Here is a 12390-nt window from a genome sequence, read left to right on the forward strand (position 1 = left end):
GGCTATCCGGGCCTACCTGGCAATATTCACCGCGGAGTCAATAAAAAGACGGGGATGGGCCGCGAAGTCCGGCTCTGGTAGCCGCTGTAGCGGTTGGCGTTGATCTTATTGACCAGCTCCCAAAGCCGCGGGTAGTCGGCATCGTCCGGGCCCACTTTGCGGGCGGTCACTGGAATGCGCTTGGCTCCGACGTTGATCTCGCAGTCGGGACGCTTCCGCAGGTTGTGGTACCACCCGGGGTTGTGGTCGTCGCCCCCCTTGGACGCGACGATCACGTACGAGTCGCCGTCCTTGGCGTAGGTCAGCGTCGTGGTGCGCTGCTGGCCGGTCTTGGCGCCGATCGTGTGGAGCAGCAGGCTGGGCGGCATCCCCGGTATCTGGTGACCGACCCGGCCGTCGGTCTTGCGGTAGATCGTGTCGTGCAGGCGCAGGAACGGAATAAGCACGAATTGTTCTAGCGGAGTCAGATTGCTCATGGTTTCAGTCTGGCTGACTCCCGTTGAGCCGCGACACGGCCTCCCGCAGGATCTGCGCGGTGGCCTCCCGGTCGGGGTCGCGGCGCAGCAGCATCCCCTTGGCGAAGGACAGCTTGTCGCCCTCGCGCCGCGGCAGCACGTGCAGGTGGATGTGCATGACCGTCTGGAACGCGGGGCGGCCGTCATTGATCGCGATGTTCGTCGCGTCGGCCAACTCCGTTGTTCGGGCCGCGCGCGCGATCCGCTGGCCGATGGTGGCCATGCCGGCCAGCGTCTGCGGCGGGGTGTCGGTGAGGTCGACGGTGTGTCGTTTGGGGATCACCAGCGTGTGACCGCGGGTGAACGGGCGGATGTCGAGGATCGCCAGGTATCCGTCGTCTTCGTAGATCCGGTGGGCCGGGGCCTCGCCGGCGACGATCGCACAGAACACGCAGGGCATGTCGCCCACGGTACTGATCGCCGGATACGCTGCGGCGGTGGACGCTCGCGACGTCGCCTTCGCCGGCGCGGCCGAACAGGCCCGGATGCTGGCCGACGGCGAACTGACCGCGCCGGAGCTGCTCGAAATCTATCTGGACCGGATCGCGCGGCTGGACAGCGAGCTGCGCTGCTACCGCGTGGTGCTGGCCGACACCGCCCGCTACGAGGCCGCCGCGGCGCAGGACCGCCTTGACGCGGGGGAGCGGCTGCCGCTGCTCGGCGTGCCGATCGCGATCAAGGACGACGTCGACGTCGCGGGCGAGGTGACGGCGTGCGGCAGCGGCGGGCACCGCCCCGCGGCGACGTCCGACGCGGAGGCGGTCCGGCGGCTGCGCGCCGCCGGGGCGGTCGTCATCGGCAAGACCAATGTGCCCGAGCTGATGATCTTTCCGTTCACCGAGTCGCTGACCTTCGGCGCCACCCGCAACCCGTGGGACCTGAGGCGCACCCCGGGCGGCAGCAGTGGCGGCAGCGCCGCCGCGGTGGCCGCCGGGCTGGCGCCGCTGGCGCTGGGGTCCGACGGCGGTGGCTCGATCCGCATCCCGTCGTCGTGGTGCGGGTTGTTCGGCGTGAAGCCGCAACGCGATCGGGTGTCGCTGGAGCCGCACGACAACGCGTGGCACGGGCTGAGCGTCAACGGCCCGATCGCCCGATCGGTGCGCGACGCCGCGACGTTCCTGGACGCGACCTCGACCGTGCCGGGTCCCGAGGGCGAGTTCGTCGGGGCCGCTTCCCGTGACCCCGGCCGGCTGCGAATTGCCTTGAGCACCAAGGGCCCAATGCCGGTTCCCGTCCGGGTGGGCAAGGCGCAGCTGGCGGCCGTGCAGGAGGCCGGGGCGTTGCTGCGCGACCTGGGGCACGACGTCATCACCCGCGACCCCGAATACCCCCCGGCGGCGGTGTTGACCAACTACCTGCCCCGCTTCCTGCGCGGCATCAGCGACGACGCGGACGCGCAGGCCCACCCCGAACGCCTCGAAGCGCGCACCCGCAGCCTGGCGCGCGCCGGCGCGCTCTTCTCGGACCGCAGGATGGACGCGGTCCGTGCGGCGGAGCCGGCGGTGGCCGCCCGGATCCAGGCGATCTTCGATGACGTCGACGTCGTCCTCACGCCGGGCAACGCCACCGGCCCCTCCCGGATCGGCGCCTACCGGCGCCGCGGCGGCGTCTCGACGCTGCTGCTGGTGGCGCAGCAGGTTCCGTATTTCCCGATCTGGAACCTGACCGGGCAGCCCGCCGCGGCGGTGCCGTGGGACTTCGACGGCCACGGCCTGCCGATCGCCGTGCAGCTGGTCGGCCGGCCGTACGACGAGGCGACGTTGCTGTCGCTGTCGGCGCAGATCGAGGCCGCCCGCCCGTGGGCCCACCGGCGCCCGCCGGTGTCATGAGCCCGGTGTCATGAACATCGACGATCTGCTCGAGGGGCTCGAGGGCGACGCCCGCGCCGAGCGGGCCGAACTGGTGGAGTGGCTGCTGGATCAGGGCATCACCCGTGACGAGATCCGGAGCACCAACCCGCCCCTGCTGCTGGCCACCCGCCACCTCATCGGCGACGACGGCACCTACGTCTCCACCCGCGAGATCAGCGAGACCTACGGCGTCGACCTGGCGCTGCTGCAGCAGGTGCAGCGCGCCATCGGCCTCGTCCGGGTGGACGACCCCGACGCGGTGGTGCACATGCGCGCCGACGGCGAGGCCGCCGCCTTCACCCAGCGGTTCGTCGAGCTGGGCCTGGACCCCGAGCAGCTGGTGCTGGTGGTCCGGGTGCTGGCCGAGGGCCTGTCCCGCGCCGCCGAGGTCATGCGCTATGCCGCCCTGTCGACGATCATGCGCCCGGGGGCCACCGAGCTGGAGATCGCCAAGGCGTCGAAGGCATTGGTCAGCGAGATCGCGCCGGTGCTCGGCCCGATGATCCAGCACATGCTGTTCATGCAGCTGCGCCACATGATGGAGACCGAGGCCGTCAACGCCGCCGAGCGGGCCGCGGGCCAGCCGCTTCCCGGCGCGCGTCGGATCACCGTCGCGTTCGCCGACCTCGTCGGCTTCACCCGGTTGGGCGAAGTGGTGTCGGCCGAGGAACTGGGGCACCTGGCCAACCGGCTGGCCCACCTCGCCCGGGACGTGACCGTCCCGCCGGTGCGGTTCATCAAGACCATCGGCGACGCGGCGATGTTCGTCTGCCCCGAGCCGGCGCCCATGCTCGACGTCGTCCTGAAGCTGGTCGAGGCCGTCGACACCGACAACGACTTTCCCCGGCTGCGGGCGGGGGTCGCCTCCGGCATGGCGGTGAGCCGGGCCGGCGACTGGTTCGGCAGCCCCGTCAACGTGGCGAGCCGAGTCACCTCCGTGGCGCGCCCGGGCACCGTGCTGGCCGCCGATTCGGTCTGGGAGGCGCTCAGCGCCGCGGGCTACGACGGGAATTTGCAGGGCTCGTTCGCCGGTGCGCGCCGCCTCAAGGGCATCAAGAACGAGGTCAAGCTGTTTCGGATTCGCCGCGGCAACGCATAGGCAGGCCCGGGCGACTCTAGGGGGCGTTTGACGCTTAGGTCGTACGCGGCTGGTTTCCTACCCCGTTTCCCAGCGCTTCGAATCGGTCGCTTCCGGGCCTGCTTCGCTACCAAAAATACAACTCCGAACAGCCCATATCAACGGTTTTTCCGCACCAGAAGGACCGGACGGCCGCCCGGCCGGCGTTCGCCTCCGGTGAACGCCATTCCCTTACACGTGTAACGGTGTAATCATGTAATCATGAAGACCCACCACACCCATGGGCGGCGCTACGGCCGCCCCGGCGGCTGGCAACAGGCCCAGCAGCCCGACGCGAGCGGCGCGGCGGAATGGTTCGCCGGACGCCTACCGGAAGCCTGGTTCGACGGCGACCCCACGGTCATCGTCGACCGCGAGGAGATCACCGTCATCGGCAAGCTGGCCGACGCCACGGAAGAGAGCGAGGAGCGCGCGGAAGGCCGCGTCTCCCGGTTCCGCGAGGAGACCCGTTCCGAGCGAATGCGCATCGCCGACGAGGCGCAGGATCGCTACGGGCGCAAGGTTTCCTGGGGCGTCGAAGTGAACGGCGAGCGAATCCTGTTCACCCACATCGCCGTACCGGTGATGACCCGCCTGAAGCAACCCGAGCGCCGGGTGCTCGACACGCTGGTCGACGCCGGCGTCGCCCGGTCCCGCGCCGACGCGCTCGCGTGGACGGTCAAGCTGGTCGGCGAGCACACCGAGGAATGGCTGGCCAAGCTGCGCGACGCCATGTCGGCGGTCGACGACCTGCGCGCCGAGGGCCCCGACCTCCAGCAGTAAAGCCGCGGTGCGCCTTGGCTATTCGTTGCCAATCTTGGCGATGATCTTGTCGATGATCTGCCCACCCTGATCGGTGATGTGGTAGCCGCACGCGTTGATGTCGACGACGACGTTGTTCGCCACACCCATCGCCCGCTGGCACTCCCAGCCGTCGGCGCCTTCCTGCGTCTCCATCATGCTGATCTTCGGCGGGGAGCCGTTGAGTTGGGCGAACGACCACCGGTATTGCTTGCTCTTGTTCGTCACCGTCACCGTCTTGCCGGCGCAGCCCTTCCACTTGTCCGAGGAGGTCTGCACGAACGCCTTGGCCTTGTCGGCGGACGGGAACGCGACTACGGCCTGGTTGACCCAGTGGTCGTAGTTGTCACCCGGTTCGGAGGACACCAGCCCGCTCACCCCGGTGTAGCCGGTCCCCGCGTACACCGGGTCCTGGCTGGTGTAGAGCGCGCCCTGGCAGTTCGGCAACGACAGCGTCACCGACGAGGAGTCCATCGACGTGATGGGCTTGCCGGGCGTCATCTCCGAGGAACCCATGATGCTGTTGACGCCCGACGGGTCCAGCAGCAGCGCGCTGAGCCGGTCCGGTGACACGGGCTCCGGCGGCGGCGGCGCCGGTTTGGGCTTCAAGATCAGCCACGCCCCGACCGCGCCGACGGCGAGGACGACCACGACGGCGACGGCGGCGACGATGGGCCACGGGCTGCGCTTGGGCTTGGGCGGCGGCTGATTCCACCCCGGTTGAGCCGGGCCGGTGAATTGCGCGGGCGGCGGGGTGCCCCAGCTGCCGCTGCCGCCCTGGTAGTACGGCGCGCTGGGTTGACTCGCGGCCGGAACGGGGCCGCTCTCGGGCGCCCACGGCGGGGGGGTTTGGCCGGCCTGCGGGATGGGGCCGGAAGCGGGTCCCGGCGGCGCCGGGTAGGGCGGCGGCGTGGTGGCGCGCGGCTGCGGCGGGGTCACCGGGGGGGCCGCCAGCGTGGGGCCGGGGACGTCGGCGGTGCTGGCCTGTGCGGTCGCGGGCAGCGTGGCTTCCTGGCTGCGGCGCACGATGTTGTCGGCGTGGTCCTGGTCGGGGTCGGACAGGGCCTCGTGGGCGGCCAGCGCCAGATCGCCCGCGCTGGCGTAGCGGTCCTCGGGTTTCTTCGCCATGCCCCGCGCGATCACCGTGTCGAACGCCCGGGGGACGCCGGAGCGGACGTCGCTGGGCTTCGGGATGGGCTCCAGCAGGTGGGCGGTCACCAGGGTGCTGGCGCTGTCGGCGCGGTACGGCGGCGATCCGGTCAGGGCCTCGTGCAGCACGCAGGCCAGCGCGTAGATGTCGGCGCGGTAGGTGACCTCGTCATTGGAAAACCGTTCGGGCGCCATGTATTTCCACGTGCCCACCGCCGTGCCCAGCTGCGTCAGCTTTTCATCGGTGGTCGCACTCGCGATGCCGAAGTCGACCAGGTAGGCGAAGTCGTCCCGGGTGACCAGGATGTTGGGCGGCTTGACGTCGCGGTGCATCACCCCGGCGGCGTGCGCGGCGTCCAGCGCGGAGGCGATCTGGGTGATGATGGCCACCGCGCGCGGCGGGGTCAGCGGGCCGAACCGCTTGAGCAGGCTGTCCAGGTCCACGCCCTCGATCAGGCGCATCTCCATGTACATCTGGCCGTCGATCTCGCCGTAGTCGTGGATGGGCACCACGTGCGGCTCCTGCAAACGGCCGGCGATGCGGGCTTCGCGCTTCATCCGCTCGCGGAAAACCGGGTCCTTGCTGAACGTGTCGGACATCAGCTTGACGGCGACCGTCCACTCCTTGACGGTGTGCTCGGCCTCGTAGACCTCGCCCATGCCACCGCGGCCCAGCAGCCGTTTCAGGTGATAGGGCCCAAACATCGAGCCCACCCGTGAGGCCTGCGCGTCGCTCATCCCTGACCCTCCAAACCAACCCCGGACCCGCCGACCATATCAACACCGTCCGGCCCGAGCGGCCAGCCGCGTGCCCCTGATCCAGCAATCATTGTCACCGCGGGCGCCGCCACAGCAGGAGATAACGCCAAAACAGCAGCCGGCGCACGCGGGCGCGCGGCAGGGCCGCGGCCGCGACCGCACGGGCCTGCCGGGTCGTCAGCGGCGCGTCGACGACCTTCGGCATCGCCTCGTCGACCGGGTCCGGCGCGTACCAGCCGCCGGAACCCGTCGCCCGGAGCGTGGCGAAGAGCGCGCCCAACGCCCGATTGCCCAGCGCCGCAACGACTTCGGTGGGCGCCTCGCGGGGCAGGTCCACCCGGGGCAGGACGACCGCGGCCAGCACGCCGCCCGGCCGCAGCGCCGGCGCCAGGTGCCGCAAGGCCTCGTCGAGCGGCAGGTGATGCAACGCCGTGATCGACACGATCGCGTCGTAGTGATCCGCCGGCAACGGCAGTTCCAGCACGTCGGCGAGGATGGGGGTGACGTTGGCCGGTGCGCGGCGCCGGGCCGCTTCGATCATCGCCGCCGACCTGTCGACCGCGTCGACGTGCCGGGCCCTTCCGGCCAGCCGCGCCGCGAATGCGCCCGTGCCACAACCGACGTCGAGCACCCGCCCGCACGCCCGCGGCAGCTGGTTCAGTAGCACCCGCTGGTAATACGCGTTGTGGTCCCAGTCGAGTTTCACTAGGAGTGGGCGGCCCACCACTTGTAGAGCTGATCGAGGTTGGGTCCCTGCACATCCCCGCCGACGACCGCGAGCACCATGGTCTGCTGGTTGGTCCACATCACCTGCGGCTCATCGCCTTTGTATTTTCCGCACCCGATCTGACCGAGGATGGTGTTCGGGTCCTTGTTGTGCCACCAGGTGCCCGGTGAGGCCCTGTCCCCGGGGCACTTGACGGTCGTGGCGGCCTCCATGTAGCCGTTGAACGCGTCTTGCAGCCCCTTGAGATCGGTGAACAGCCCGTATTCCCCGACGTTGGGGCCGTTGGGTTCGGTGTTCTGCCCGCACATGACCGAGACGCTCGCGCCCGGCATCGGCTGGCCCTCCAGCTTGCAGACGCCGGGCGGGTAGCCCGCGGGCAGCAGGCCCAGCAGCTTGGTCGCGGCCCCGGGCGGCGGGGTGGACGTCGGCACCGTGGTGGTGCGGGTGGTCGTCCTCGTCGTGGTGGTGGTCGTGGTCGTGGTGGTGCCCGCGTTGGGGGTTTCGCTGTCGTCGTGCCCGACGGCCATCGAGATGCCGATCGCCGCGGCGACGAGGACGACGACGACGGCGGCCGCGCCGGCGACGATGACCCACGGGTTGCGCCTGCGCGGCGGCGGCGGATGCGCATGGCCGAAGGGGGGCGCGGTGAACTGCGGTGGCGGACCGGCCCACTGGGGTTGGCCGGGCGCAAGATTGGGCGCGGACGGGGCCGCGCGGGGAATGGGTCCGCTGTCCGGCGCCGGGGTCCGGACCGGTGCGGGCCGCGCGGGCGGGACGACGCCCTGGGTTGCCTTCACGCCCGGCAGGGTGGACTCCTCGCCGTGGCGCAGGATGTTGACCGCCTGGGTCTGATCGGGGTTGGTCAGCGCGTCGTGGGCGGCGCGGGCCAGGTCACCCGCGCTGCGGTAGCGGTCCTCGGGCTTCTTGGCCATGCCGCGGGCGATCACCCCGTCGAAGGCGCGGGGGATGCTCGAACGCTTGGCGCTGGGATGGGGGATGGGCTCCATCAGGTGGGCGCTGACCAGCACCCCGGCGCTGTCGGATTCGTAGGGCGGCGACCCGGTCAGGCATTCGAACAACACGCACGCCAGCGAGTAGATGTCGGCGCGGTAGTCCACCTCGTCGTTGGAAAACCGTTCGGGCGCCATGTATTTCCAGGTGCCCACCGCGGTGCCGAGCTGGGTCAGCTTCTCGTCGGTCTTCGCGCTGGCGATGCCGAAGTCGACCAGGTAGGCGAAGTCGTCGCGGGTGACCAGGATGTTGGGCGGCTTGACGTCGCGGTGGGTCACCTCGGCGGCGTGGGCGGCGTCCAGGGCCGAGGCGATCTGGGTGATGATGGCCACCGCGCGCGGCGGGGACAACGATCCGAACTGTTTGAGCAAAGTCCCCAGATCGGTGCCCTCGATGAGGCGCATCTCCAAATACATCTGCCCATCGATCTCGCCGTAGTCGTGGATGGGCACCACGTGGGGTTCCTGCAAACGGCCGGTGATGCGGGCCTCGCGGCGCATCCGCTCGCGGAACACCGGGTCGCTGCTGACCGATTCCGACATCAGCTTGAGCGCCACGGTCCACCCCTTGACGGTGTGCTCGGCCTCGTAGACCTCGCCCATCCCGCCGTGGCCCAGGGCCCGCTTGAGCTCGTAGGGTCCGAACATCGACCCCACCCGCGAGCCCGGCGCCCCGCTCATCGTTCCTCCCAACAACCGCGACCCGCCGACCCTATCAATCCGTTCCGATCCGGCCGGCCGGTCGCAGCAAGCACTCAGTTATCGCTGGCGGGGTTGGTGACGACCATCGTCTCGTTGGCGGCGTCCCATGCCTTGAGGAAGAGCGCCATCGGAATCTTCGAGTCGCGGCCCGCGTGAATGCCGCTGTCGTTCAGGTGGACGATGTTGGTCACGGTGTCGACGCCGATCACCACCACCGCGTGGTCACCGCGCGGGTTCCCCAGCTCGTCCGTCGCTTCGACCGGCACTCCCCAGATGAGTTCGGCGTTGACGCCGACGATCACCTTGTGGCCGGCGCCCAGTTCGCGCTCGAGGCCCTCCATGCCGGTGAGGAACCCGTCGGCCGGAGCGTGCTTCTTGTCGGTGGCCACAGATCCGATTTGGTAGCGGGCCAGCAACGTCGGGATGTCCGCAGGGGTGGTGCCATTGCCGGAATTGGGATTGTGGGTATCGGCGGGCTTGGTGTAGATCGAGCCGGGATGATTGGCGCTCGGGGTCGATTGGGCCATCTTGATGATGGCCTCCTCCGACGGCTCCTTGCCCGTCACCTGACCGATCACGTCGGCGCTCGCCATGAGGACGCAGTCGTCGTATTTCTGGTAGCGCCACCACTTGGCGGCGGCGGCCGGGTCGCCGTACATGGTGCCCGCGGCCGCGTCGGCCGTTCCGGCCGCTCCGAGGGCGACGGCCCCGGCCACCACCGCGAGGGTGGCGGCCTTGGCGATGTTGGCGATCTTGCTGGTTTTCATTGCTTGTCCTTTTCTCATTCCGTTCTCGTTCCGCTGTGTTGCGGTTTGGTTGAGAAAAGGTTCCAATGTCGGCCTTCTCGTTATCTCAATAGATTCTTGAAATTTACTGTCCGGCAAGATATTTCGTGCTTAAACTCCGACCCGAAACGAAGAATGAGGGACCCCGGTGATCGGGATCCCCCATTCGGGCGGGCGGGTCGGCTAGGTCAGCTGGGCGGACAGCTGCGGGCAGTACACCTGGGCCGCGTCGACGACGAAGTAGGCGGCCTGCTTGGTGGTCAGGTTCGTCTGGCTCAGCACCTCCGTGGCGACGTCCGTCCCGGTTTTGCCGGCGGCCAGCTCCTTGCACACCTGGTGGCCTTCCTTGATGGCCTCCTGCGGCGTGGTGAAGGTGACGCCGAGGCCCCTCATCTCGGTGATGAAGGTGTCGTCGGCGGTGCTGGCACCGGCGGCCCCGGCGGTGGCGATCGCCAGACCTGCGGCGGCGGCGCCGATGGCCGTGGTGACGACGGCGGTGATGCGGGGAGAGAACCGGGGAGAAAACATTGTCGTGATCCTTTGCTGGTGGGTTTGGCCCTTGGTGTGCTCAGCTTCGGGCCGAACCCTTGGAGGATTCTCAACGAATTCTTGATGCCCGCGTTACCCCTGGGTGACCTCGAACGTGAACTCGTGCTCACCGATGCGGATGTGGTCGCCGTCGTGCAGCGGGGTGGCCGAGCGGATGCGCTCCTGCTGCACCTGGACGCCGTTCGAGGACCGCAGGTCGTTGATGACCCAGCTGGTGCCCGTGTCGACGATGACGGCGTGGTGGCGGCTCACCTTGGGGGTGTCCAGCACGATGTCGTTGTCGCTGAGCCGCCCGATGCGGGTCGCCGCCTCCTGCAGCGGATAGCTGCGCCCCGCGCTTTCGCGCAGATACGCGACGGCGTTGCGCTCGGAAACCCTGGTGTGCTGGTCCATGACCGTCTGCGTGACGGCGGCGGTGGTCACGGCGATCTTCTTGACGTCCAACGGCTCCTGCCGCAGGATCCGGTCGTTCAGCGCCCGCAGGTTGGGCCCCGGGTCGATGCCCAGCTCGTCGGCGAGCGCCTGCTTGACGCGGCGGTAGGCCGCCAGCGCGTCGGACTGGCGCTCGGTGAGGTAGTAGGCGGTGATCAACTGCGCCCACAGCGGCTCGCGGTACGGGTGCTCGGCGATCAGGGCCTCGAGCTCGGTGATGACGGAAAAGGCGCGCCCGCAGGCGATTTCGGCTTCCGCCTTGGCCGTGTGGACCAGAATCTTCTCCTCGACGAGCGAGGTGGCGTAGGTCTCGACGAACTGAAAGTCGCGCAGGTCCTCGAGCACCGGCCCGCGCCACTCCGCCAGGGCCGCCGACAGGTGCTTGCTGGCCTGTTCGAACCGGGCAGCGGCGGCCGCGTGCACGCCCGCGGTCTTCTCGGCGATGAACCGCCCGATGTCGCAGGCGTTGTCGGCGGTGCTGAGGCGGTAGCCCGGGGGCGCCGCGGCCAGCGCCACCCGCGGGTCGATCCCGACGCCGCTGAGCAGCTTGCGCAGGTTGGACACGTAGGAGTGAATGCTGGCCCGGGCCCCCGACGGCGGCGACTCTTCCCACAGGGCCGTGATGAGCCTGTCGACGCCGACCGGGCTGTTGCGGTTCATCAGCAGCATGGCCAGCACGGCCCGCTGTTTGGGCGTGCCGAGGGGCACCAGGGCGCCGTCAACGCTCATCTCCAGCGGGCCGAGCAGACCGAACTCGAGGCGTTTGTCCACCATCGCGCGTCACACCCTCCCGTCTTCCGCGGCGTTGCGTCAATAGGTTGCGTCAATAGGTTGCGTTAATAGATTGTGATACGAACCCCGCGAATTCGGTAACACCACAACGCGACTAGAGCGTAACGACCATCAATTCGTCGCTCGTCGCCCACGCGCGCACGAAAAGCTCCATGGGAACCTGCTCGTCGCGGCCCTCGGCGATGCCGCTGTCGTTGAGGTGAACGATGCCGCGGGTCGCGTCGACACCGGTCACCACCACCGCGTGGTCGGATTCGGGGTTGCCGCTCTTGTCCTTCGCGTCGACGGGCTCGTGCCAGATGAGCTCCGCGTTGAGGCCGACGATCACCTTGTGGCCGCCGCCCAGCGCCTGCTTGAGCCCGGCGATGCCCGGGCGGATTCCGTTCACGGCGCGGTCGTCCCGGTCGATGACCACGGCGGTGACCCGATAGCGCGCGAGCAGCGTCGGGATGTCCTCGAGGCTGGCGCCGGCGCCCGAGTTCGGGTCGTCGGGGTTGGCCGGCTTGGTGTAGATCGGGCCGCCGTGGACCACGCTCGGGGTCGAGTGGGCCTTTTCGATGATGGCCGCCTCCGAGGGTGCCTCACCGGTTATCTGACCGATGACGTCGGCGCTGGACATGAGCACGCAGTCGTCGTATTGCTGCTGGTGCCAGTACCGGCCGGCGGCGACGGGGTCGCCGTACACCGCTTCCGAGGCCGCATTGGCCGGGGCGGCCAGCCCGAACGCCAGCCCCAACGTGGAGGCTCCGGCGAAGAGTGCGAAGGCGATTGTCCTGGCTGCGTTCATGAGAAAGACGTTCCGGCACCGGCCTTGTCGTTCTCTCTGCGAATTCTTGGAGCGCCCGGGTTACTTCGCGAACTGCGGGCAGTACGCCTTGGCGGCGTCGACGACGAAGTGATCCGCCTGGACCGCGCCCAGGTTGGTCTGGCTCAGCACCTGGCGGGCGATCTCGGGCCCGCTGTGGCCGGCGTTCAGCTCCAGGCACACCAGGTAGCCGTCCATAACCGCCTGCTGCGGCGAGTCGAAGCCGATGCCGTGTCCGCTGATCGTGGTGAGGAAGGCGTCGTCGACGCTGCTGGCCGACGCGCCGCCCGCAGTGGCCACAGCGAGCCCGGCGGCGCCCAGAGCGACAGCCGCGATGACGCGAGGTCTGAACATGGCGTCCAGAATTCGGCCGGCCCCTTGAGGGTTCCTCAACGAA

Annotated in this window: 13 protein-coding genes; 3 read left to right on the top strand and 10 right to left on the bottom strand. The window is 69.4% G+C overall.

Annotated elements, in window-relative coordinates; translation table 11 throughout:
* Positions 1 to 26: 26 nt before the first annotated feature.
* Together AC5Y7V_RS14010 and AC5Y7V_RS14015 are read right to left on the bottom strand one after the other, a co-directional pair.
* Positions 27 to 476, bottom strand: coding sequence for a nitroreductase family deazaflavin-dependent oxidoreductase (locus tag AC5Y7V_RS14010; RefSeq protein WP_499880658.1), 450 nt, complete (start codon positions 474 to 476; stop codon positions 27 to 29).
* Between the two features lie 4 nt (positions 477 to 480).
* Positions 481 to 915 carry an HIT family protein gene (locus tag AC5Y7V_RS14015; RefSeq protein ID WP_499880659.1) on the bottom strand — a complete coding sequence of 145 codons (435 nt, stop codon included), beginning with the start codon at positions 913 to 915 and terminating at the stop codon, positions 481 to 483.
* Positions 916 to 952: 37 nt separating this feature from the next.
* Here AC5Y7V_RS14015 and AC5Y7V_RS14020 point away from each other — a divergent pair, with 37 nt between their 5' ends.
* From AC5Y7V_RS14020 to abmR, 3 genes are all read left to right on the top strand, one after another.
* Complete coding sequence (locus AC5Y7V_RS14020) at positions 953 to 2344, top strand: amidase (RefSeq protein WP_499880660.1); 1392 nt, start codon at positions 953 to 955, stop codon at positions 2342 to 2344.
* A gap of 10 nt (positions 2345 to 2354) precedes the next feature.
* Positions 2355 to 3464, top strand: coding sequence for an adenylate cyclase regulatory domain-containing protein (locus AC5Y7V_RS14025; RefSeq protein WP_499880661.1), 1110 nt, complete (start codon positions 2355 to 2357; stop codon positions 3462 to 3464).
* 240 nt (positions 3465 to 3704) lie between these two features.
* Complete coding sequence (abmR, locus tag AC5Y7V_RS14030; RefSeq protein WP_499880662.1) at positions 3705 to 4265, top strand: ATP-binding transcription factor AbmR; 561 nt, start codon at positions 3705 to 3707, stop codon at positions 4263 to 4265.
* 18 nt (positions 4266 to 4283) lie between these two features.
* Here the strand turns inward: abmR and AC5Y7V_RS14035 are convergent, their stop codons facing one another.
* From AC5Y7V_RS14035 to AC5Y7V_RS14070, 8 genes are all read right to left on the bottom strand, one after another.
* Positions 4284 to 6170, bottom strand: coding sequence for a serine/threonine-protein kinase PknH/PknJ (locus AC5Y7V_RS14035; RefSeq protein ID WP_499880663.1), 1887 nt, complete (start codon positions 6168 to 6170; stop codon positions 4284 to 4286).
* Positions 6171 to 6264: 94 nt separating this feature from the next.
* Positions 6265 to 6897, bottom strand: a complete 633-nt coding sequence (locus tag AC5Y7V_RS14040) for a class I SAM-dependent methyltransferase (protein ID WP_499880664.1) — start codon at positions 6895 to 6897, stop codon at positions 6265 to 6267.
* Positions 6897 to 8609, bottom strand: a complete 1713-nt coding sequence (locus tag AC5Y7V_RS14045) for a serine/threonine-protein kinase (protein ID WP_499880665.1) — start codon at positions 8607 to 8609, stop codon at positions 6897 to 6899. The genes AC5Y7V_RS14040 and AC5Y7V_RS14045 overlap by 1 nt, the downstream gene beginning before the upstream one ends.
* 74 nt (positions 8610 to 8683) lie before the next feature.
* A complete protein-coding gene (locus AC5Y7V_RS14050; protein ID WP_499880666.1) occupies positions 8684 to 9397 on the bottom strand; it encodes a C39 family peptidase in 714 nt (237 codons plus the stop codon).
* A gap of 201 nt (positions 9398 to 9598) precedes the next feature.
* Positions 9599 to 9943 carry a DUF732 domain-containing protein gene (locus AC5Y7V_RS14055; protein ID WP_499880667.1) on the bottom strand — a complete coding sequence of 115 codons (345 nt, stop codon included), beginning with the start codon at positions 9941 to 9943 and terminating at the stop codon, positions 9599 to 9601.
* A gap of 93 nt (positions 9944 to 10036) precedes the next feature.
* Positions 10037 to 11170, bottom strand: coding sequence for a BTAD domain-containing putative transcriptional regulator (locus tag AC5Y7V_RS14060; RefSeq protein WP_499880668.1), 1134 nt, complete (start codon positions 11168 to 11170; stop codon positions 10037 to 10039).
* Between the two features lie 112 nt (positions 11171 to 11282).
* On the bottom strand, positions 11283 to 11975 hold the full coding sequence (locus AC5Y7V_RS14065; protein ID WP_499880669.1) for a cysteine peptidase family C39 domain-containing protein: 693 nt from the start codon (positions 11973 to 11975) through the stop codon (positions 11283 to 11285).
* A gap of 60 nt (positions 11976 to 12035) precedes the next feature.
* Positions 12036 to 12347, bottom strand: coding sequence for a DUF732 domain-containing protein (locus tag AC5Y7V_RS14070; RefSeq protein WP_499880670.1), 312 nt, complete (start codon positions 12345 to 12347; stop codon positions 12036 to 12038).
* Positions 12348 to 12390: the final 43 nt, after the last annotated feature.

Source organism: Mycobacterium sp. NGS34 (assembly GCF_059812845.1).

Coding starts and splice junctions, on each gene's coding strand:
- AC5Y7V_RS14010 (WP_499880658.1), bottom strand. CDS start 476: ATGAGCAATCTGACTCCGCTAGAACAATTCGTGCTTATTCCGTTCCTG.
- AC5Y7V_RS14015 (WP_499880659.1), bottom strand. CDS start 915: ATGCCCTGCGTGTTCTGTGCGATCGTCGCCGGCGAGGCCCCGGCCCAC.
- AC5Y7V_RS14025 (WP_499880661.1), top strand. CDS start 2,355: ATGAACATCGACGATCTGCTCGAGGGGCTCGAGGGCGACGCCCGCGCC.
- abmR (WP_499880662.1), top strand. CDS start 3,705: ATGAAGACCCACCACACCCATGGGCGGCGCTACGGCCGCCCCGGCGGC.
- AC5Y7V_RS14035 (WP_499880663.1), bottom strand. CDS start 6,170: ATGAGCGACGCGCAGGCCTCACGGGTGGGCTCGATGTTTGGGCCCTAT.
- AC5Y7V_RS14045 (WP_499880665.1), bottom strand. CDS start 8,609: ATGAGCGGGGCGCCGGGCTCGCGGGTGGGGTCGATGTTCGGACCCTAC.
- AC5Y7V_RS14050 (WP_499880666.1), bottom strand. CDS start 9,397: ATGAAAACCAGCAAGATCGCCAACATCGCCAAGGCCGCCACCCTCGCG.
- AC5Y7V_RS14055 (WP_499880667.1), bottom strand. CDS start 9,943: ATGTTTTCTCCCCGGTTCTCTCCCCGCATCACCGCCGTCGTCACCACG.
- AC5Y7V_RS14060 (WP_499880668.1), bottom strand. CDS start 11,170: ATGGTGGACAAACGCCTCGAGTTCGGTCTGCTCGGCCCGCTGGAGATG.
- AC5Y7V_RS14065 (WP_499880669.1), bottom strand. CDS start 11,975: ATGAACGCAGCCAGGACAATCGCCTTCGCACTCTTCGCCGGAGCCTCC.
- AC5Y7V_RS14070 (WP_499880670.1), bottom strand. CDS start 12,347: ATGTTCAGACCTCGCGTCATCGCGGCTGTCGCTCTGGGCGCCGCCGGG.